Raw genomic sequence first — 19642 nt, 5'->3', positions numbered from 1 at the left:
GGGATTTATTTTAATATTGAATGATTTTATACAATAATAATAGCTTAAACGTGCATTTTTTCAGAAAATGAAAACGTTTAGGACACTATTGCAAAAAAATATAATTTTTTTTCAATAAAAGGTAGGGTAAAAGTGGGGGTAGGTGTATAAGATATAGAAAACGAATTGAAATTAATCTTCAAGGAAGATATTTTACTTCCCGGAGTCAAGATATTATAATGATTTATCTATCGAAAAGATCAATCATTAAAGATTATAGCAATGAGAAATAGTTAGTTTTTGGGTTGGAAAAGAGCTTTGTTATGCGAAGCTCTTTTTTTTGTATACAAAAATTGATTTGTTAATGCAATTCAATAAAAGGAACGTAAAGAGGAATTATTGAGTTTAATCTATTACTAACGGTAACACTATTTCTTATTAAGAATGTTACTGTGTGCGAAATAAAACCATTATCAATGCTTTAGAAACAATACTATGAAAATCTCATCCTCATTTCTATCAGAAATATTAAAAGAAAAATTTCATGAATTTAGGAACTCTGCTGATTTAGTAGAAGGATTAAAATTGGCAAAAATTGCAAATGAGGGGTTGGCGTATGATGATCAAGATGAGCTAAAATCTTTTATCTTGTCCAATAATATTCCACATGCAATTGAAATTGTAGAGGAAATGAATAAGAAGGTAAAATTAAAAACAAAAATTTTGAACCTTCAAACAGAATTGGATCGTCTTGTGAATATACAATTCAATAAGGAGCTTAAGTTCAATGTTGAAGAAGAAATAAATTCCTACATGGATAGAATTATACTATTAGAAACATGTCGTTTACCACAAAATTAAAAGTGTTTTATATACATATAATACTATATAAATAGTACAATTTCAAGGTCTTGTAATACAAAAAATGTATCACAAGACCTTATTTTTTTCTAAAATTTATCGATGAAGTACTAATGTTTTTTTGTAAATTCCGTCAGCATAATACCAACGACTATTAAGATCAATCTCATGTTGAACACTACTAGAAAATTACGTAAAAAGTTTATCGAATTTGTCAACCAGTTTTCTAACGAGGAATTAAACAGAATTCCAGTTGGATACAAGAACAACATCATTTGGAACTTCGGCCATGTGATCGTTACACATCAACTTCTCACTTATAAGTTGTCGGGACTCAAGCCAGCTATAGATGAAAAATGGATCAAGATGTTCCAAAAAGGGACAAAGCCTGAGCGTGATTTAACGGATGAAGAAGTTTGTGAATTAAAACATCAGGCGCTTTTCTTATTGGAAAAGTTAGATGAAGATCAAGTGGCTGGTATTTTTAAGAAATACAATTCATATGTAACAGGTATCGGTGTACGAGTTCATACAGTAGCCGAAGCGATTGAATTCAATAATGTACATGAAGGAATACATTTAGGATATGCTTTGAGTATGCAGAAAGCATTGAGAAATCAAGAAAAAGAAATAGAGGAATGCAAAAAGGAGATGGCTATAAGCCAATAGCATGTGCGACTTACGATCAATACGAAATATGGGCAATGCATGGTACAATGCTACATTTTAAGTTAAGAGATCGAGAAGTAAGTGCAAAAATAAAAACACTGCAAGTAAAAGATAAAGTAGAATATGCAATTTTAGATAACGGAGATGAAGTTCGTCTAGATGATATTCTCCAAGTCAATGAATAACGAAAAACGACATTTAATGAACTATTAAATGTCGTTTTTTTATCTAAAAAATTTAAAATCTGAAACCAGCAACCAAAACATCATCGACTTGTATATTGTCTGCTTTATGTGCATCCTTCCATTCAAAGAATTCTTTAGTCAATAATTCTTTTTGTTCAACGGTAGAATAAGAAGAAATATCAGATAGTAAATTCTTGAAATTAGAAGATTTGTATTTTTTATTATTTAATCCTCCAAATTGATCTTCAAATCCATCTGAATATAAATACAACATCATATTCTTCTCAATTGTAATCGAAATGTTACTGTATTTATTTATGGGAGAAATATCACCTCCGAGATAATATCGACTGCCTTTATGAAATTCAACAGTGTCGTTTTTAATTACTAAAACAGGACATTTGGCACCACAATAAGTGATTACTTTTTGCTCATGAAATAATGGAATACGAATGATTGACAGCGCCATTCCATCATTATTTTGAGTAGAATCTTGTTGGAGTAAAGTATTTAACTGTTTATGCATTTTTTCAAGAATAGAAACAGGGTTATCATCTTGTTCTTGTGAAACCAAACGATCCAAGATAGATACTCCCAGCATACTCATCAATGCTCCTGGTACTCCATGACCTGTACAGTCTCCTATAGCTATAATTTGTGCATCTTCTGTTTTACCAAACCAATAGAAATCTCCGCTAACAATATGTTTTGGAGATGTAAATGTAAAATAATCTTGTACTTTTTCTATTTGATAATTAGGCAAAGGAAAAATAGCATTTTGAATTTTTTGAGCATATTCTAAACCTTCTTGACTGTCATTATACTGTGTTATCAGCTTTTGGTTTTGTTTGTTGATATACTCTTTTTGCTGTTGAAGCTCTTCATTTTGCTCTAAAGTTAATTCCGTTAAAGCTTTCGACTTATTTCTTTCTTCTTTTAAAAGAATAAGGTTTTTGAAATTATGATAAGCATAATTGTAATTCAAAATGATGAGTAAAATACCCGCAATAGTAATGGATAGGAAATTGGGAATATCAAAACCATCTAGAGTAGCATTATTTAAAAATAACACAGTAATAAAAGTAGTACAGCCCAAACCAATTATACTTAAAGCTACCCTTGTTGTAACTATATTATAGATTAATAAAGTGATTTGAGTAACGGAAATAAAATACAAGCCAGCTCTGAAATATTCTGGTTGATTAGCAGTTAAATAGGTGACTGCATAGAGGCTATATATTATAAAAGCAGTATTAATTGAAAATAATGGAATCCAATACTTTTTTAATTTTCCGTCTCTTGGATAAGTATATCTAAGAGCTATAAGAAGTATGGAAAAGACAATGGAAGGCAGTCTACTTAACGTAAATAAAGTAGAAGGATCGAATATTTTAAAATCTTGAACAAAGTAATAGGATATAATCACCAAATAACTTATAAAATAATAAGGGATGGCCACATAACATTTTTTTACTCTTTCATGATAGTATAATTTAAGAAGTTGATTATTGTCCAAAGTAGTAACCTACAAAAACGAGGTGTCGTGTAAAGTAAAGAAGGTGTAAATTATTTTTTACCGATCATTCTACGGAGCATTTTCTTTTCAAAAGCCCAGAAGAATTTAAACTGTCCTAATAATGTCCCCCATAATAATAGAAGCACTTGATAACATGGTAAACCGATAAAGAAGAAGGCTAGAATCCTAACCCAAATTGTTGTGTCTGGAGTAATACCAAATAAAGGATAAACGTAAGGCTTCACGGTAAACATAAAAGTTGTACCTGTTAGTGCAAAGACTAATAAAATAATGGCAACTTGCCAGTTACTTTTTAAATTCCACCTTTTTTTAAACCCATTAATATACCCCATATAACTACATTAAATTGTTGATCAAAGTTAGGGAAAAAATAATAAAGATATGTTTATTCTAATAAATAATGTAATTAAGTCATTTAAAAAGATTTAGCTGCTTTTATCCTGTATTTGTTAGGGGTAAATCCTGTTTTCTGTTTAAAAGCATATGAAAAATGAGAAGATTGCTGATATCCTGTTTTATCAGCGATTGTAGCTATTGGCAATTCTGTTGTTTCTAAAAGTTCTTTGGCAAGTTGAATCCTTTTATTAGTTGAATACTCAAATATTGTTTCATTGTAATATTCTTTGAAATATTTTTTTAGATAAGAAGTATTAAGTCCTACTTGTTTAGCCAGGTCATTAATAGAAATTTGAATATGAAGTTTTGCATCGACTATCTCCTTTACTTTTTCAAGTTGAGATTGATAGGGATGAGAAATAGTCTTAGTGATAGTTTTCGTTTCAATTTTATCCATTAGTTCGGATAAAATCTCAAAAATCTTTGCATTAAGAAACATCAACTGACAAACTCCTCTTTTTGTGGACTGTTGTACTTCTTCTATAAATTTTAATAATGAAGAATCAATTGAGAAAGTTAAACGATTGTTTAATTCAAATATGGATTGTAAAAGTTGTTTTAATGTAGAGTCAAATACACCAAGTTGTAAATAGTCTTTTCTTAATTCTAAAATAAATAAATCAATGGGAATTGATAGATCTAATTCAAATTCTCTTTCAATAGTATTATAAAAAGTACCTGTTTGATGAGCTAATTGATATTGCTTATTATCCTTAAAATGACAATGTAATGATTGATTGAGAGATAAATTTAATAAAATACAATTGCTTTCTGTATTTAATTTAAAGGATTCTTTTTTGAGAAATGATTCTTGAATTTGGACTTTATAAATAGCCCAAGAACTATAGGAAATAATTTGAATAGTACCTTTTCCAATCGAAGAAGGTAATTCTCTTATTTCATTCAATAACCCAAATTCTTCTTTTTTGTAAAGAATTTTCGTCTCGTGTTGATGTATTTTATTAAAAAAGTGAAGCATTTATTGTCTTGTTCAGAAAACTATTTTCTTCAAGTTTGAATATTTAATGATTATAAAAGGAGATGTTAAGTCTTCAATTCTGATGGTAAAATTATATTAATTTAGATTAATTAAAAATAAATGAGGTAAACTATTAACACTGATATTTAATGATAATCGAAGTTAGTATTTTGATATTGAGTGTTTTGTGTTTTATTCCTCAATTAAAAAGAATAAAAATTAAACTCATTTTTTTCCGATTTCGATACAATCATTTCCGAATTCGATAAACCAACTTTAAAGTTTCATCTACATTTGTGTTATTATTATTTAGACTAATTATAAATAAAATATGAAATTATTCAACATATTCTTTTTCGTAATAACATCATTCTTCATCTTCTCATGTTCAAATGGAGAAAAAAAATCTCAGAAGAGTGAAACAGCTTCAGCTTCTACATCAGGAGAAAAAATTGGTGTTTTATTAGTAAACCATGGTTCTCATTCAGAAGGATGGAGAAAAATGTTGAAAGATATTGAGCTAGATGTAAGAGATGATATCATGAAAAGTGGTGAGATTACTGACGTACGTACCGCATTCATGGAATACACTGAGCCATCTATTGCCACTCAAATGAAAAAATTTGATGAAGAAAAATATGATAGAGTAATTGTGGTACCTATCTTCTTGACAATTTCATCACATACGTCAAATGACATTCCTAATATTGTGGGTCTAGCCAATGATCCAAAAGTAAAGGAAAGTTTGAAAGCTGAGAAAATTGAGACGTACACTTCAAAAGCAAGAGTGATTGTAACGCCATTATTAGACTTCCCAACGGTATTAAAGAAAAATATTACGCGTAGAGCAAAAGCATTATCAAATGGTTCAGGTGATGAAGGTGTTGCTTTAATTGCCTATGGCGATGAGGAGTTTAACCAACAATGGGAAGAGATGGTAGAAGATATCGGACGTTACCTTAAAGCACAGACTGGTATTGGTTCTATTTCTTACGGATGGTGTGGTCATTTAGTAAGATACTCTTCTGAACCTACTAAGAAAGCAATTGATCAAATCTTAGAGTTAGAAGAAAGAGCAATTGTAATCCCAGTATTGGTAGCCAATGATGAGCATTTCCAAGGTGAAATTATTCAGAATGGTGTTGATATGATTGAAGATCAAAAACGTGTTGTTTATAAGCAAGATGCAATCTTGCCAGATGCGAATATCAATAAATGGGTAGTAAAAATTGTAGCAGAGACAGTAGCTGAAATTAATGGTGCTTCAGTAGCCGCAACTAAGTAATATAGTCCTTTTCTGTTTCAAGTGTTAAACGTTAACGTCTTTTTTTATATCGCAAGTGTTAAGCCGGTAGACGTCACTTGTGATGAAATATTGGCGAAGTCTCCTGACTTCGAAAAAGTAAAAAAATAATGGTTATTCGAATTCGTGAGACTTCGCCAATCAATAATTCTAAGTGGTGCTTTCACTTAACACTTGAAACAGAAAAGGTAATTTGATAAATACTGATGTTTAATTAATCTCGTTATTTGAAAATTGAATAACATGAGATTGGTGTGGATATTTTATGAAACAGCAATTAAAAATAGATTATAGAAAATCTATTCTTACTGTACTCGTATTCGGAGTGTTTGGATATTTTGCGTACTATGGTCCTTTAGATAGAGAGGATTTACACGAGAATATATCCACTATAGAAAATGAATTTTTTGCTCCGAAATTGGTGTCAGATTATGTGAGGAAACATACTGTAGAGGCAGGGTTGATATCTGAAGGGAAGAGCTATGTATTGGGTGAGTACGGGATGGTTCGACCATTTACTAAAAAAAGAACAAAAGAAGCAGGCATGCTTTCGTTCCATTCAGAAATGGGAGAATCTCTACACAACAAAGAATGGGCACAAAATATAGCAGAAAGACTAAAACAAAAATACGAAGATGATGCAGAAGTAGTAGTGAAAATGAAAGGCGATTTATGTTATGCAGAGATATACCAAGGAGGAAAATTAAAGTCTCTTTACTTTGAAAATATGCTTCATAACACCGTTCAAGGCTTTTCAGGTCCAATTTATATGGGAATGGAAATGACATTGGGCGGAATGTTGGAAGAGGTATCTTATATCACATCTAAAGAAACAGAAAGTTACCTGAGAAAGGTATTAAGAAGTTCCTATTTAGCACAATATAAAAACTTAAATACCAGAGATAGTGATCATCAAATTGATGCTATTTCAGGAGCAACGATCACAACAAAGGCAATGGCTGAAGGGGTGACAGAAGCATTTGCTGTAACAGCACCTCAAGTACTATCTACCTACTATGATTATGATTTAGAAAGTTTCCATGTAGACGCTGAATTAACGTATTGGTGGATTGTGCACATCATAGTAATTGGAGCAATATTCTTATTTGCAATGTTGCCTCAGATTAAGAAAACGAAAAAGACAAGACTGGCTGTTTCTTTATTTACAATGGCTTATATAGGATTCGGAATGAATGCCTCATTTACCTATATCACTTATTTAATGCCGTTTATGGGAACTGAAGTCTCTCTCTTCTTAAGTATATATGCATTAATGACATTACTATCAGCAATTTGGGGTAAAAACGCTTATTGTTCGTATGTATGTCCATTTGGTGCAGCACAAATGATTTCATTGAAGTACTCTCCATTTAAATCAAAGAAATTATTTATCACGAATAAGCAAGCGGAATACATTCGTTATGCACTCACTATAGTATTGTTTGTAGGTTTTGTATATGGATACAAACAGTTTGGTAATTATGAGTTATTTCCAGATTTATTCAGTATTGAACTTTCATCTTATTGGTTTTATGTATCAATAGCATTTATCAGTATTTCTATAAAATATCCAATGCTATGGTGTAGAGTAGCTTGTCCAACAGGATGTGTTTTAGATGGATTAAAAGAGCTTTCTACAGTAAAAAAGCAAAGAAATCAGGGAAGAAGATTGTAATCAATAGACTTCAAAGAGCGGCAATAATAAGTAACTAGCTATCATCAAAAGAAGATGTAAATATCATTTAGATATGAGAAAAATAATTTTATTAAATATGTGCTTAATACTTGCTTCATTTCAAGTTTTTGGGCAAGAGAAAAAGGTAACAATAGAAGTTGTAGATACGACGGAAGAATTACCTATGATTGGAGCACATGTTTGCCTAATATCAACATCAGGAAATAAAAAATACTATTCTACAAATCATGAAGGGAAAGTAACAATTCCTTTTACAGAAAGTAGTAAAGGTTCAATTTCTTATACTGGTTTTAAAACTAAAGATTTTGAATTGAATACTGTTCAAGTGCTTAAAATTAAATTGAAACCTGATTTACTAATGTTGGATCAGGTTGTAAAAACTGCAAGTGTTGAACCTGAAAAAGTAGATCAATCCATCTATAAAATAGGTATTGTTTCTTCTAAGGAAATGGAAAAACAAGGCGTACAAAATGTAAGAGATGCTCTGCGTTTTCAACCCAATATTAACTTAAGAGAAGATGGTGTATTAGGTAGTCAAATTATCATGCAGGGGTTGGAAGGACAACATGTGAAATTCCTGATTGATGGAATGCCAATCGTTGGTAGACAGGATGGAAATATTGATTTATCACAAATAGATATGACTCAAGTAGATCATATAGAAGTGATAGAAGGTCCAATGTCCGTTGTATATGGCTCAAACGCTTTAGCCGGAACAATTAATATTATCACCAAAGAAAATAAGTACTATCAGTGGTCTGGTAATGTAGGTGCCTATGCTGAGTCTGTTGGTCAATTAAATGGAAATGTAAGTCTTCAAGGGAATAAGGGAAAATCAAAATTTGGTATCTCAGGAGGATATAGATATTTCAATGGTTATGATCTAGATGAATCCAATCGTCGTATGGATTGGAATCCAAAAAATCAGATCAATACAGATGCATATTATGGTGTAAAGTTATCGGGATGGAATACTAAATTTGGGATACGATTAAGTCATGAAGATCTAACAATAAAGGGAAATTATTTACAACCTTATCGTGCTTTAGATAATAATTATATCACAGAAAGAATTACTTATTATGGACAATTTGATAAAAAATTTAAAGACCAATCTACTTTCACAGGTTTAGTTTCTTTTAATACATACACAAGAACAGGACAAGAATATGTAGTAAAAGAAGATTTAGGATCAGAAGAAAAAAAAGGTGATCCTACTGTTGATCGTTTTAATACACTCAATGCTCGATTATCGTATGGTCGTTCATTAAACTCTTGGTTAAACTGGCAGGTGGGATATGAATTGAATCATGAAACAGGAGAAGGAGATAAAATTACCAAAGAAGATGCAGCTTTAATCGAAAATGCATTATGGTCAGATTTAAAAATTAATATCACTAAACATCTAATTCTTCAACCTGGTGTTCGATTTATTGAACATAATACTTATGATGCACCTATTATCTATTCTACTCATCTAAAGTGGAACTCGGAAAATAATTGGTCTAGTAGAGTCTCAGTAGCAAAAGGCTTTCGTGCTCCAAGTATGAAAGAGTTGTATATGGATTTTGTGGATACTAACCATAAAATTTATGGTAATGAAAATCTAAGTCTAGAGACGTCTTTCAATGCAACAGCTACTATTTCAAAAACAATCCAAATTAATGATAATTCAGTGTTGAAGGCAGATGCTTCAGGGTTTCATAATCAATTGGATGATGTCATTGAACTCATTATGGGTACAAATGGGGTTTCTTATTACTATCAGAATGTATCTCAGAAACAAACACAGGGAGGTACATTTTCATTGAATTATAATAATAATAATCGATTGAAAATGAATGCAGGAGTAACATTGACAGGAATAGGATATGATTTTCAAAATAATGGAGATTTCACCTTCAATTATGCTACAGATTTTGTAGCAATGGCTTCTTACTTCTGGCCTAAATATGACCTTTCTATGCAGTTGGATTATAAGTACACAGGAGAGAGAGTACAATTAATGGTAGATGGAGAAGGAAATGAAGTTGGACAAGGTGCAGTGGAAGCATATCATATGTTGAATTATTCAGCGACAAAAAATTTCAAAAACAAAAGATTTGCAGTTACTGCAGGTATTAAAAATATACTAGATGTGAATGACGTCACTAATACTACTCAAGGTGGTACTCATTCTGGAGGATCAAGTATGTTGATTGCATGGGGACGAACTTACTTTGTCTCATTGAAATTTAACCTCAATAAAATTTAAACAAATAGATAAATTTATATTAAAATGAAAAAGACAATTTTCGCTAGCGTTTTATGTGGTATTACATTATTCTCATGTTCAGAAGATGAAGTAACAATTCCTGTTTTGGATGATTCATCATATGCTATGCAAACACCTCTATATAGTCAGCCAGATGTATATGAAGAAGGTTTTAATCATCACACGCAACAAGTAGAACAAATTAAACTAAGTTATAACCGTGAGGTATTTGTCAATCTTGATGCTGCTTCGGCCAGTTCAGATGCGGATTCTTTAGGCTATCATTATAATGATCCTGAGTATGTGAAATTTGATATTTGGGACACTGAGAAAGATCATGCGGAAGGTAATGCAGGTTGGGATATTGTTTTAGCACATTATAATGGTGCTACATACGATCCAGAACAAGGTAAAGATGTACCTTATATGATGACGGGTGCATTAATCAATAAAGGCCAAGTGAAAGCGGTTCGTTTAAATAAAGAGGAGATTGAAGCAGAAGGACAAACTTTTATTTCTTATGATGCATTGACTTATGAGGATGCAATGAATATATCATTAAGTTCAGATGTTGATGCTATTGGATCAGATTGGAAAGTATTAAACTTTGCTACGTTTACATATGATATTGTGGTAGATCAATATTATATCATTGAAACTGATAAGGGGGTATTGTTCAAGTTAGCTTTTACAGGTTTCTACAATGATGAATTAGAGAAAGGATTCCCTGCTTTTAAATTCCAAAGAATAATAGCTGAATAAGAAATATATTACTTTTTAAAGTGTATACCCAATAGGCTAAAATAAAGAATATTTAATTAGTGGTTTAAAAACCGTAGCTATTTTTTTTGTTACGGTTTTTAACCTTTAATTTACCTAATTGATTATTAAACTTTCATCAACTCAGATAATGAAAAGAATACTATTTAGCATGACGTTCATGCTACTTTCTAATTTACTACTAGCACAAACTCCTTTAAAAGCATATCAAATTTTTGATAAAGAAGGAAAAGAGGTCACTTTCGAAGAAATGGCAAAATCACTATCAACGTATGATGTGGTTTTCTTTGGGGAATTACACAATAACCCAATTGCACACTGGCTACAATTCGAATTGACGAAGTCATTAGCTGCACAAAGAAATAATGAAATTGTTTTAGGAGCAGAAATGTTTGAGCGAGATAATCAATTAGTCCTGAATGAGTACCTTCAAGGTTTAATCAATGAGAAAACGTTGATCAAAGATGGAAAAGCTTGGGATAACTATAAGACTGATTATGCTCCTTTAGTTGATTTTGCAAAAGAGAATAAACTAGATTTTATCGCAACGAATGTACCTAGAAGATATGCTAGCTTGGTATCGAAAAAAGGTTTAGCAGAGCTTGAGGTATTGAATAAAAAAGCAAAAAAATACATTGCTCCATTACCAATTGAGGTACCTTATGAAAATCCTTCTTATAAAGAAATGGAAGAAATGATGGCAGGGCATGGAATGAAAGGAAAAGCAAAACAATTTGTAGAGGCTCAAGCCATCAAAGATGCAACGATGGGGAATTCTATAGTTAAGGCTTTAAAAAAGAAAAATAAAGGGAAATTATTTATTCACTATAATGGCAACTTTCATTCAAAGGATCATGAAGGAACCGTTTGGTATGTGAGTCATTATAATAATAAATTAAAATCAGGTGTGATCTCATTTGGTCTTCAAGATGATTTGTCAAAATTATCAGAGGAGAATAAAGGAAATAATGAGTTTACAATCATCTGTAATAGTACTATGACGAATACTTTTTAGTAAGTAAAAAGCGTATTGAATATTAATTCTAAAAATTAATTAGAAAAACTGAGTACAAATGTTAGCGGGGGTTCTTTATTGAATTGATTGCTGCAAGCACTCAGTTTTTTTATTATTAAATGTTCTAACAAATACGCTGTACTATGAGAAAAATTATTTCAATACTTGCTGTTTTTTTATTTTACATCATCTCTATGACTGTCGTGATTTACGTAATGTCAGAGCCTAATGAAACAAAGAAAGAAGAATTGACAACTTCTACTACATTAGTTGTCGAATAAAAGTATACGATTCGATAGTATAAAAAAAAGGATGTTTGTTAAATCAAACATCCTTTTTTTTATTTATTCATTGATATAATATTTATCCCTGAATAGTTATCTACATAACTATCTATCGGCAACGAATTACCTGTAAGGACATTACCATAAAATATTTTTATATCTTCAAGAGTCAGCATCTCTGGTGCAATAAAATAGTTGTGCCCATTCTTTGCAATTGCCTCAAAGGAGAAATACTGAGCATTTGATGCAATTTCTTTTTTCTTTAATTGTGAACTTCCTAGCTGTCTAGAAAATGTCAAGAACTCTGCACCTTTCAAAACAAAATCACTTTTATTCATCGTGATGAATACATTGATATTTGTATCAATTTTTTCAACCCATTTTGAATGATGTTTTTTCTTAACAGCAGGAGCATTTAATAATATGTTATCAAATACCTCAAGTTTCTCGTTGTAACAAAACTCACCGCTTTCGATGTATTCTTCAAGCAAATAATTACCTAAACTATGTAAAAACAGTGTTGGTTTTTCTTGTAAATTAAGCTCATTAGCTACAGTGGCATAGTCAACTAGCATGTCATCAAACGCATGAGTTGATTGTTCAAAGTACTTTTGAGTTCTTCTGTATTCAGAAAATATGTTGAAACCTACTTGTTCTGTGGGTACATCAAAAAGAACCAAACTTACATCATAATTTTTTTGCAATGTAATACCGCTTCTTAAAGTAGCATTAAAATCTTGACCGAAACCATGTACGTGAAATACTAAATCTTGATGCTCGATTACTCGAAAAGCACTCTCGAAATTTGGGTGAAACTGTAACTTAGGTTCACCATTATCATTGGTAACTATCAGGTAATTGATTTTAGAAGTATCTATTTCATGACTTAATGTCACTGCCTTTGTTTCTTCATTTACCTCAATTGACCTATTAGTAACCACTAAAATTGGATGTATATTATCAGTATTAACCGCAACATTTTCTATTGAATAAAAATTTTCTTTTTCTGCCGCTAAAGATACAGAAGTAGAGAAAGAAGATAAGACCAATAAGAGTATAAGAATGTGACTTTTCATGATAATAAAATTAGAGGTTAATTTTTAAGATCAAACTGTCTTTTATATAAGACACATCAGATAATAATGTAGTCAGTAATTGACTGGTATGAGAAGTAAACAAGAAAAGGGGGCTAATGGTTTTGAATATTTACAATTGTAAACTAATTTTTATTTTTCTAACATTTTTGCCGGTTTCTATAATTTAATCTTTATTCATCAGACATTCAATCATTTACATTAATTATCTTAACACAATAGGTGATTGGGTATGAATATTAAAATTTATTCTATGTATTTTTCAACACAAAAGTTATTATTCTTCCTTATAACTGTTTATTTGTAAGATTTGTTCACCCTTTTAATAAAAAGATTCAACATTAACTTTTTGATGATTTTTATTAATTAAGTATCAAACCAAACTTTATCTCACTTTTTAATATGACTAAAATACTCTCTTTATTTTTAAGTTTTTTTATGATTTCAGCTTTGTTACAGGCTCAAAATTCATTAGAAACGATCGTTGAAATTAATTTGAAAAAACTGGAATATAAGCAGTTAGGTGTGAAAGTTTCTCTTCCTGAAAAGAAGAAAGAAATTGCTTTTATAATTCCGAATTCTCTTCCTGGAACATATATAGAAGTGGACTATAGTAGATACTTCAAAAACCTTAAAGCATACGATATTCATGGGAATGAAGCCAAAGTGAAGAAAAAAAAGAATGTCTTCTATCTCAAAGGTAAAGCTGATATTGACTATTTAGAATACGTTGTGAAAGATGTAGAATCAAAGAGAGGTTTGATTGATAGACCAACGAATCCTACAGCTACTATTTTTACGCCTGAAAGTGCTTTGATTAATTTTAATATGTTGAATGGTTATTTTGAGGGGTATTCAGAAAATTCTTTTAAGGTAATTGTACATAAAAGTGAAACGTTCTATGGTGCAACAATGCTTAAAAAGGTTACATCTTCAAGTAATATGGATGTACTTTTTGCAGAAAATTACCACAATTTAATTGATAGACCTGTACTCTATGCCAAAGCTGATACTTCATCTTTTATGGTGGGTAACCAGAAAATTATGATTGCAGGACATAGTGAAACATCGAATACTATTGCAGAAAATTTTAAAAATAATCTAGCAGAAGAAGTATTAAATGGGGTGAATAAATATTTACCGAATCATTCTACAGAAGATTACTTAATTATCGTTTATACTTCAGATAAAGAAAGGTTGAAGGGAATTTGGTCAAAAGTGAATTTAAATGCTTTAAATACGATTGATCATGAAAATTCGAGTATCTATTATGGTGTGGATTTTATAGATACCTTATCTACGAGTAAATTCAATTTTGCTAAAAACTATTACAAAACACTTACTACACATTCCATTCATGATGAAAAATTTGAGAATCATAATTTCAAGGAAGTAGACTACTCAAAACATTATTGGATGTATGAAGGTTTTGCAAGATATTTTGCATTGCAAACCAATACATATTATGATGAAAGTGATGAATTTAGAAATCGCTTAGAGAAAAGTATTAATAAATCGTACGCTAATACTGAAGTTCCTCTTACAGAGCTATCTTATAAAGACGCTAAGATGGAAAGTTTCATTCAGTTTTTTTATGTATTAAGAAATGAAGGTGTTTTTGATGAATCTATATACATTGCATTTTGCTTAGACCTTGACATTTTATCTAAAACAAAGGGAAAGAAAAGATTGATTGATGTATTAATGGAAATTCAAAAAGAATACAAAGGAAAAGCTTTCGGAGAAGGAGAGTTAGTAAGTGTATTCCAGAAATACGGATATGATGAATTTGATACTTTTTACAAAAAATATATTGAGGGAACAGATACACCTGAAGTAGAAAAGTATTTGGATTTGCTAGGTTGGGAATACTACTCACCTGATTACAAAGAACCTTCTTTTGGTGAGGTAAAAGCAAAAATACAAGAAGGACAAATGGTAGTTTTTGAACATTATAGAAATACATTGGCTTTAAGAAAAGGGGATATTATTTTGAGTATAAATGATCAAAATCCTGCGATTTTTTTTAATGACAATCAAATTTTTGAATTCAAAAAACCTTATCCTGAAATCACAGATGAAGTAAAAGTAGTTTTCAAAAGAGATAATGAAGAAAGAACAGTGATCGCTCATCCGGAGTGGAAAGAGAAGAGAGGGATAAAGGTTAAAGATAAAATTACGAGTGATCAGGAAAAGATGAGAAGTTATTTATTTCCTAATTTGAAAAAAGGGATAGAGATTTAAGAAAGGTTTCTTATTAGACATACAAAAGCCCAAGTGTTATGCTTGGGCTTTCTTTATTTTATAGTTTTTCTTTTTAACCAAAGAAAGGTTGTTTCAATAATCTTTTGCCCGTCGCTCTTTTATAAGCATTGGCAAAAGCAGCACCTGATGGAGGCATACTTGGTTCTCCTAATCCTGAAGGAGCTTCGTTACTGTCTACAAAATGAGTTTCGACTACAGGTGTATCCATCATTCTGATCAACTTGTATTTATCAAAATTCTGAGATTGAGCGATACCATCTTTTAACTCTAAATTGCCATACATCGCGTGACCAATACCATCAAGGATTCCGCCTTCAATTTGATTTTTGGCTCCTGATTGATTGATGACAATACCACAATCTACCGCTGCATAGACCTTTTTGGCGGCGGGTTTACCTTCTTTCATTTCTAAATCCAAAACTTCAGCAACATAACTATTATGGCTGTAATAGCATGAAAAGCCTTGATAAGTACCTTCTGGAGTATTTCCCCAATTGGACTTTTCTTTGACTAACTGAATAGTATTTTGCATACGTTCAGGATCATAAGCAATTTCTTTACCTTTTGCCGCTTCCAGTAATTCCATACGAAGATCAATAGGATCTTTTTTCATTGTAAGTGCCAAATCATCCATGAAACTTTCTGTAGCAAAGCCAAGGAAGTTTGTAATTGGAGCTCTCCACCAAAGGGTAGTGACATCAGCATCAACAACGCCAGTTTCTGCCTTATAATTATCAACAGCACCATATGGGAAATACTTTTGGATACCGTAAACCATACCATTGTTATTTACAATCGCTTCTTTTACATGGTAACCTATCACTTTTCCATCTTTGATAGATGCCTTGATTTTATATTTAGTTTTTGGACGATATTGACCGATACTCATATCATCCTCTCTTGTGTAAACAAGTTTGATTGGTGATTTTGCTAAATGAGAAACCATTGCTGCATCTTCTACAAAATCTGTACTTAATCGACGACCAAAACCACCACCCATTCTTGTCATTTCGACACTCACATTGGCAACATCTCTATCAAGCATTTTAGCGATTTTTTTTGCTGAGCTTTGCGGAACTTGAGTAGGACCAACCAAACGGATTTTATCTTCTTTTACATCAGCGAAGAAATTCATTGGTTCCATGGTATTGTGAGGTAAAAATGGAGCTTCGTATGTTTTCTCTAATGTCTGTGTTGCTGATGCCATTGCTTTTTGAATATCACCCTCACTTGCTTTATTTTCAAGAGATTTTGCATTCAGTAATTGATCCATTTCTTTATCAAAAAGTGTGGTATTTTCATCTTTTTGAAGATCTTCCCAAACTACATTGAGTTTTGACTTACCCTTAAAAGCAGCCCAAGTATTTTTGGCAATGACCGCAACTTTTTGGTCAAACTGAATGACATCATAAACGCCATTTACTTTTTTAGCAGCTACTGCATCAAAAGATTTTAATTTAGCACCAAAAGGAGGACGAGCTACAGCTGCGAACTTCATTCCTTCTTCTCTGTAATCTACTCCATAAAGTGACTCCCCTTTTACGATAGGTTTAATGTCAACATTATTGATAGCCTTACCAATCAAAGTAAAGTCTTTTGCTTCTTTTAATGGAGCTTCATTTGGTAGAGGTAATTTTGCAGCAGCATCAATTAAATCAGCATATTTTATTTTATCACCTTTTGCATTGGTAATAATTCCTTGTTGTGCTTTGCATTCTGCGATATCTACTTTCCATTGATTCGCTGCCGCTGTCATTAATAATAGTTTTACAGTAGCTCCTGCCATACGAAGAGTAGGAAAACTTTGACGGATCGACTGACTACCACCTGCAACTTGACGGTTAAAATCTTTACTCAAAGGTGCTTGAGCAACAAACACTTTTTCCCATGGAATATCCAATTCCTCAGCAACAATCATGGGCATTGCTGTTTTTACTCCTTGACCAATTTCAGGGTTTGGAGAATATATTTTTACATATCCATCTTTTGACATTTCAATGAATGCATTAAAATGATGGAAGTCTAAATCATCAATTGAAGTGGGCATTTTAGCCACTTTTTCCTCACTAGTAGAACAGCCAACACCAATCAGCATTCCTCCACTTGCCAGTAAAGAGAGTTTTAAGAAGTTTCTACGGTTGATTGTGGAATTGCTCATTTTATACTTCAGTTTTATCAGCTGCTAAAGCAACGGCTTTTTCAATTCTATTATAAGAGGCACAACGGCAAATATTACCATTCATCGCCATACGGATTTCTTCTTGAGAAGGATTAGGATTCTTTTCTAAAAAGGCAGAAGCTGTCATCATTTGACCACTTTGGCAATAGCCACATTGAGGAACATCGATTGTTTCCCACGCTTTCTGAACTGGATGATCACCATTTTCAGATAATCCTTCAATTGTCGTAATTTCTTTTCCTTCTACTAATTCAACCATTTGTTGGCAGCTACGTTGTGCCACTCCATCAATGTGAACAGTACAAGCACCACATTGTCCAACTCCACAGCCAAATTTTGTCCCTACTAATCCGATTTCGTCTCTTAACACCCAAAGTAATGGGGTACCGTCATCCACTTCAACGGTATAGTTTTTTTTGTTGATGTTCAGTGTAAATTCCATGATTTATACAGATTGTGTTTGTTCTATTTCGAGTAATTTTTTATAATCTTCTTCAGTATCTATGTCAAAAAAAGGAGTTGAAGAAGGTATAATTTTTATTTCAGACTTATAATTTTTGAGGAATTGCTTTGCACCTTGATCTCCTTTTAATTTCATAATTTCAGAAAACAAAGATTGATCAAAAATAGCAGGCACTCCTTTTATATTTTCATGTTGACTTAATACAATTGAATGTTGTTCTGCTGCATCCCAAAGTTGAGTAAGGTGTTGTTTTGTAATCAACGGCATATCACTCAAAAGCACCATTATTTTCTTTAGAGAAGGAATACGCTTTTTGACTTCCTTTAAACCAAAACTCAAACTACTTCCCATTCCTTCCTTCCATAAAGGAAAATAAATTTCAGTCGCCGTATTAGGAGAAATATATGGAGAGATCTTAATCTTATTTCCTCCAGTAATTACGAAGATAGGTTTGTGTTCACCGAATCCTTTTTCAATTGCATCTTCTATTAATGTTTTCCCTTTCCAAATTAAAGTTTGCTTTGGTTTTCCAAGTCTTGATGAACTACCTGCAGCGAGTATTAAAATAGCCTTAGACATTAAATAGGGAAGTTTGATTTAATGAAAAAGGTTGTTTATCTCTGGTTACTGCAAGAATTTCTGCAAGAATAGAAATGCTGATTTCTTGAGGTGTAATTGATCCAATATTCAATCCACAAGGACTATGTATTTTATCAATAAAAGTATGTTCTAATTCAGGGGCATATTCAAATAAAGCATCAATCAATTTTTCCTTTCTTTTACGAGCTCCCAACACGCCCAAATATGCGAATTCTTTTTTCGATAGCCGAAGCAGGTATTTTAAGTCCTTGACAAAACTATGTGTCATAATCACAATAGCAGTTTGTTGATCCATAGTCAATGAATGTATTTCATCTTCATTAAGTCGGATCAAGTTTTTTGCACCAGGAAAATCCGTTACATCGCTAGTTCCTTTTAAGGTATCAATGATACAGACATTCCACCCCGTCAAAGAGGCAAATTGACATAAAGCTTTAGCATCATGTTCAACTCCAAAAATATACAATTGGAATTCGGGTTTTAAAGTCTGATGATAGGCTTCAAATCCATGTAAATCCAATTTTGGTTTAGGATGATAAATTGATTGATCATCCACTTTAAGAATAGAATGACTATCACTTACTAAGTCGAGATGCTCTGAAAAATAACTTATGATATCTACTTCTTGACGTTTTTTTAATGTATTTTGAAAATGAATAAGTGTTTCTTCATTAACAGAAAAAGGCTCAATTAATATCTTCAATACACCTTCACAACCTAATCGAAAACGCCCATCATATTCGATGATTTTAGAAGTGTTGTTTTGGAAAACAGGAGCTGCTTGTCTTTTCACCTCATTCTCAACACATCCACCACTGATAGCACCAATCATTTGTCCATTTTCGAGCAATAACATTCTTACTCCAGGCTTACGATAAGAGGAGCCATTGAGACCAACGACAGAGATCAATACAGATTTAATCTTTTGTTGTTGAGCACGATAAGAGGCATAAATGATTTCTTTAAGTTCGTGTATCATTATTTAATTTAAAGTTGGATGATTGACATGGTGTAGATAGAGTTGTTGGAACAATATAACGATTAACGATAATAGATTAAATTTTTTATAAAAAATTAATAAGATTGGAGAGAGAGTGGGTAAT

The 19642-nt window shown here is 31.7% G+C and carries 18 protein-coding genes; 10 read left to right on the top strand and 8 right to left on the bottom strand.

Annotated elements, in window-relative coordinates; translation table 11 throughout:
- Nucleotides 1–474: 474 nt before the first annotated feature.
- From ACXAHM_RS19740 to ACXAHM_RS19730, 3 genes are all read left to right on the top strand, one after another.
- Nucleotides 475–840, top strand: coding sequence for a hypothetical protein (locus ACXAHM_RS19740; protein WP_474963623.1), 366 nt, complete (start codon nucleotides 475–477; stop codon nucleotides 838–840).
- 168 nt (nucleotides 841–1008) lie between these two features.
- Nucleotides 1009–1509, top strand: coding sequence for a DinB family protein (locus ACXAHM_RS19735; protein WP_474963620.1), 501 nt, complete (start codon nucleotides 1009–1011; stop codon nucleotides 1507–1509).
- A complete protein-coding gene (locus ACXAHM_RS19730; protein WP_474963618.1) occupies nucleotides 1479–1694 on the top strand; it encodes a Rho-binding antiterminator in 216 nt (71 codons plus the stop codon). The genes ACXAHM_RS19735 and ACXAHM_RS19730 overlap by 31 nt, the downstream gene beginning before the upstream one ends.
- Before the next feature lie 52 nt (nucleotides 1695–1746).
- Here the strand turns inward: ACXAHM_RS19730 and ACXAHM_RS19725 are convergent, their stop codons facing one another.
- The 3 genes from ACXAHM_RS19725 to ACXAHM_RS19715 all read right to left on the bottom strand — a co-directional run bounded on the left by ACXAHM_RS19725 (nucleotide 1747) and on the right by ACXAHM_RS19715 (nucleotide 4606).
- Nucleotides 1747–3120, bottom strand: coding sequence for a PP2C family protein-serine/threonine phosphatase (locus ACXAHM_RS19725; RefSeq protein WP_474963616.1), 1374 nt, complete (start codon nucleotides 3118–3120; stop codon nucleotides 1747–1749).
- A 140-nt stretch (nucleotides 3121–3260) separates the two neighbouring features.
- Nucleotides 3261–3563 carry a DUF6787 family protein gene (locus ACXAHM_RS19720; RefSeq protein ID WP_474963614.1) on the bottom strand — a complete coding sequence of 101 codons (303 nt, stop codon included), beginning with the start codon at nucleotides 3561–3563 and terminating at the stop codon, nucleotides 3261–3263.
- An 83-nt stretch (nucleotides 3564–3646) separates the two neighbouring features.
- Nucleotides 3647–4606, bottom strand: coding sequence for a helix-turn-helix transcriptional regulator (locus ACXAHM_RS19715; protein ID WP_474963612.1), 960 nt, complete (start codon nucleotides 4604–4606; stop codon nucleotides 3647–3649).
- Nucleotides 4607–4937: 331 nt separating this feature from the next.
- Between ACXAHM_RS19715 and ACXAHM_RS19710 the strand changes: the two genes are divergently transcribed.
- The 6 genes from ACXAHM_RS19710 (at nucleotide 4938) to ACXAHM_RS19685 (ending at nucleotide 11935) form a co-directional block, all read left to right on the top strand.
- Nucleotides 4938–5891 (top strand): sirohydrochlorin chelatase, encoded by a 954-nt coding sequence (locus ACXAHM_RS19710; RefSeq protein WP_474963610.1) that lies wholly within the window; start codon nucleotides 4938–4940, stop codon nucleotides 5889–5891.
- Nucleotides 5892–6174: 283 nt separating this feature from the next.
- Entirely contained in the window at nucleotides 6175–7584 is a 1410-nt protein-coding gene (locus ACXAHM_RS19705; protein ID WP_474963608.1) for an FMN-binding protein, read from the top strand.
- 97 nt (nucleotides 7585–7681) lie between these two features.
- Entirely contained in the window at nucleotides 7682–9859 is a 2178-nt protein-coding gene (locus tag ACXAHM_RS19700) for a TonB-dependent receptor (protein ID WP_474963605.1), read from the top strand.
- Nucleotides 9860–9883: 24 nt separating this feature from the next.
- On the top strand, nucleotides 9884–10621 hold the full coding sequence (locus tag ACXAHM_RS19695) for an HmuY family protein (protein ID WP_474963602.1): 738 nt from the start codon (nucleotides 9884–9886) through the stop codon (nucleotides 10619–10621).
- Nucleotides 10622–10769: 148 nt separating this feature from the next.
- Nucleotides 10770–11654, top strand: coding sequence for a ChaN family lipoprotein (locus tag ACXAHM_RS19690; protein ID WP_474963600.1), 885 nt, complete (start codon nucleotides 10770–10772; stop codon nucleotides 11652–11654).
- Between the two features lie 143 nt (nucleotides 11655–11797).
- On the top strand, nucleotides 11798–11935 hold the full coding sequence (locus ACXAHM_RS19685; protein ID WP_474963596.1) for a hypothetical protein: 138 nt from the start codon (nucleotides 11798–11800) through the stop codon (nucleotides 11933–11935).
- Nucleotides 11936–11994: 59 nt separating this feature from the next.
- Here the strand turns inward: ACXAHM_RS19685 and ACXAHM_RS19680 are convergent, their stop codons facing one another.
- The gene (locus tag ACXAHM_RS19680; RefSeq protein ID WP_474963594.1) at nucleotides 11995–13014 is read right to left on the bottom strand and encodes an alpha/beta hydrolase; all 1020 of its coding nucleotides are present in this window, start codon (nucleotides 13012–13014) and stop codon (nucleotides 11995–11997) included.
- Nucleotides 13015–13434: 420 nt separating this feature from the next.
- On the opposite strand from ACXAHM_RS19680, the gene ACXAHM_RS19675 reads away from it, so the two are divergent.
- On the top strand, nucleotides 13435–15276 hold the full coding sequence (locus ACXAHM_RS19675; protein WP_474963592.1) for a M61 family metallopeptidase: 1842 nt from the start codon (nucleotides 13435–13437) through the stop codon (nucleotides 15274–15276).
- Nucleotides 15277–15349: 73 nt separating this feature from the next.
- Here the strand turns inward: ACXAHM_RS19675 and ACXAHM_RS19670 are convergent, their stop codons facing one another.
- The 4 genes from ACXAHM_RS19670 to ACXAHM_RS19655 are packed head-to-tail and all read right to left on the bottom strand — an operon-like array spanning nucleotide 15350 to nucleotide 19518.
- Complete coding sequence (locus tag ACXAHM_RS19670) at nucleotides 15350–17455, bottom strand: xanthine dehydrogenase family protein molybdopterin-binding subunit (RefSeq protein ID WP_474963590.1); 2106 nt, start codon at nucleotides 17453–17455, stop codon at nucleotides 15350–15352.
- Between the two features lies 1 nt (nucleotide 17456).
- On the bottom strand, nucleotides 17457–17921 hold the full coding sequence (locus ACXAHM_RS19665; RefSeq protein WP_474963625.1) for a (2Fe-2S)-binding protein: 465 nt from the start codon (nucleotides 17919–17921) through the stop codon (nucleotides 17457–17459).
- Nucleotides 17922–18518: a nucleotidyltransferase family protein gene (locus tag ACXAHM_RS19660; protein WP_474963588.1), complete on the bottom strand. Its 597-nt coding sequence runs from the start codon at nucleotides 18516–18518 to the stop codon at nucleotides 17922–17924.
- Nucleotides 18511–19518 (bottom strand): XdhC family protein, encoded by a 1008-nt coding sequence (locus tag ACXAHM_RS19655; protein WP_474963586.1) that lies wholly within the window; start codon nucleotides 19516–19518, stop codon nucleotides 18511–18513. Before ACXAHM_RS19655 ends, ACXAHM_RS19660 begins: the two co-directional genes overlap by 8 nt.
- Nucleotides 19519–19642: the final 124 nt, after the last annotated feature.

The organism is Flammeovirga sp. AWQ4_249 (assembly GCF_056161045.1).
The sequence above is the reverse complement of the archived record's forward strand: the minus strand, read 5'-3'. Positions and strand labels throughout refer to the sequence as shown.

What these genes read in the sequence shown, in the direction of transcription:
- ACXAHM_RS19680 (WP_474963594.1), bottom strand. Translation starts at nt 13,014, where the DNA reads ATGAAAAGTCACATTCTTATACTCTTATTGGTCTTATCTTCTTTCTCT.
- ACXAHM_RS19670 (WP_474963590.1), bottom strand. Translation starts at nt 17,455, where the DNA reads ATGAGCAATTCCACAATCAACCGTAGAAACTTCTTAAAACTCTCTTTA.
- ACXAHM_RS19695 (WP_474963602.1), top strand. Translation starts at nt 9,884, where the DNA reads ATGAAAAAGACAATTTTCGCTAGCGTTTTATGTGGTATTACATTATTC.
- ACXAHM_RS19655 (WP_474963586.1), bottom strand. Translation starts at nt 19,518, where the DNA reads ATGATACACGAACTTAAAGAAATCATTTATGCCTCTTATCGTGCTCAA.
- ACXAHM_RS19740 (WP_474963623.1), top strand. Translation starts at nt 475, where the DNA reads ATGAAAATCTCATCCTCATTTCTATCAGAAATATTAAAAGAAAAATTT.
- ACXAHM_RS19690 (WP_474963600.1), top strand. Translation starts at nt 10,770, where the DNA reads ATGAAAAGAATACTATTTAGCATGACGTTCATGCTACTTTCTAATTTA.
- ACXAHM_RS19675 (WP_474963592.1), top strand. Translation starts at nt 13,435, where the DNA reads ATGACTAAAATACTCTCTTTATTTTTAAGTTTTTTTATGATTTCAGCT.
- ACXAHM_RS19720 (WP_474963614.1), bottom strand. Translation starts at nt 3,563, where the DNA reads ATGGGGTATATTAATGGGTTTAAAAAAAGGTGGAATTTAAAAAGTAAC.
- ACXAHM_RS19710 (WP_474963610.1), top strand. Translation starts at nt 4,938, where the DNA reads ATGAAATTATTCAACATATTCTTTTTCGTAATAACATCATTCTTCATC.
- ACXAHM_RS19730 (WP_474963618.1), top strand. Translation starts at nt 1,479, where the DNA reads ATGCAAAAAGGAGATGGCTATAAGCCAATAGCATGTGCGACTTACGAT.
- ACXAHM_RS19700 (WP_474963605.1), top strand. Translation starts at nt 7,682, where the DNA reads ATGTGCTTAATACTTGCTTCATTTCAAGTTTTTGGGCAAGAGAAAAAG.
- ACXAHM_RS19735 (WP_474963620.1), top strand. Translation starts at nt 1,009, where the DNA reads ATGTTGAACACTACTAGAAAATTACGTAAAAAGTTTATCGAATTTGTC.
- ACXAHM_RS19705 (WP_474963608.1), top strand. Translation starts at nt 6,175, where the DNA reads ATGAAACAGCAATTAAAAATAGATTATAGAAAATCTATTCTTACTGTA.
- ACXAHM_RS19685 (WP_474963596.1), top strand. Translation starts at nt 11,798, where the DNA reads ATGAGAAAAATTATTTCAATACTTGCTGTTTTTTTATTTTACATCATC.
- ACXAHM_RS19715 (WP_474963612.1), bottom strand. Translation starts at nt 4,606, where the DNA reads ATGCTTCACTTTTTTAATAAAATACATCAACACGAGACGAAAATTCTT.
- ACXAHM_RS19660 (WP_474963588.1), bottom strand. Translation starts at nt 18,518, where the DNA reads ATGTCTAAGGCTATTTTAATACTCGCTGCAGGTAGTTCATCAAGACTT.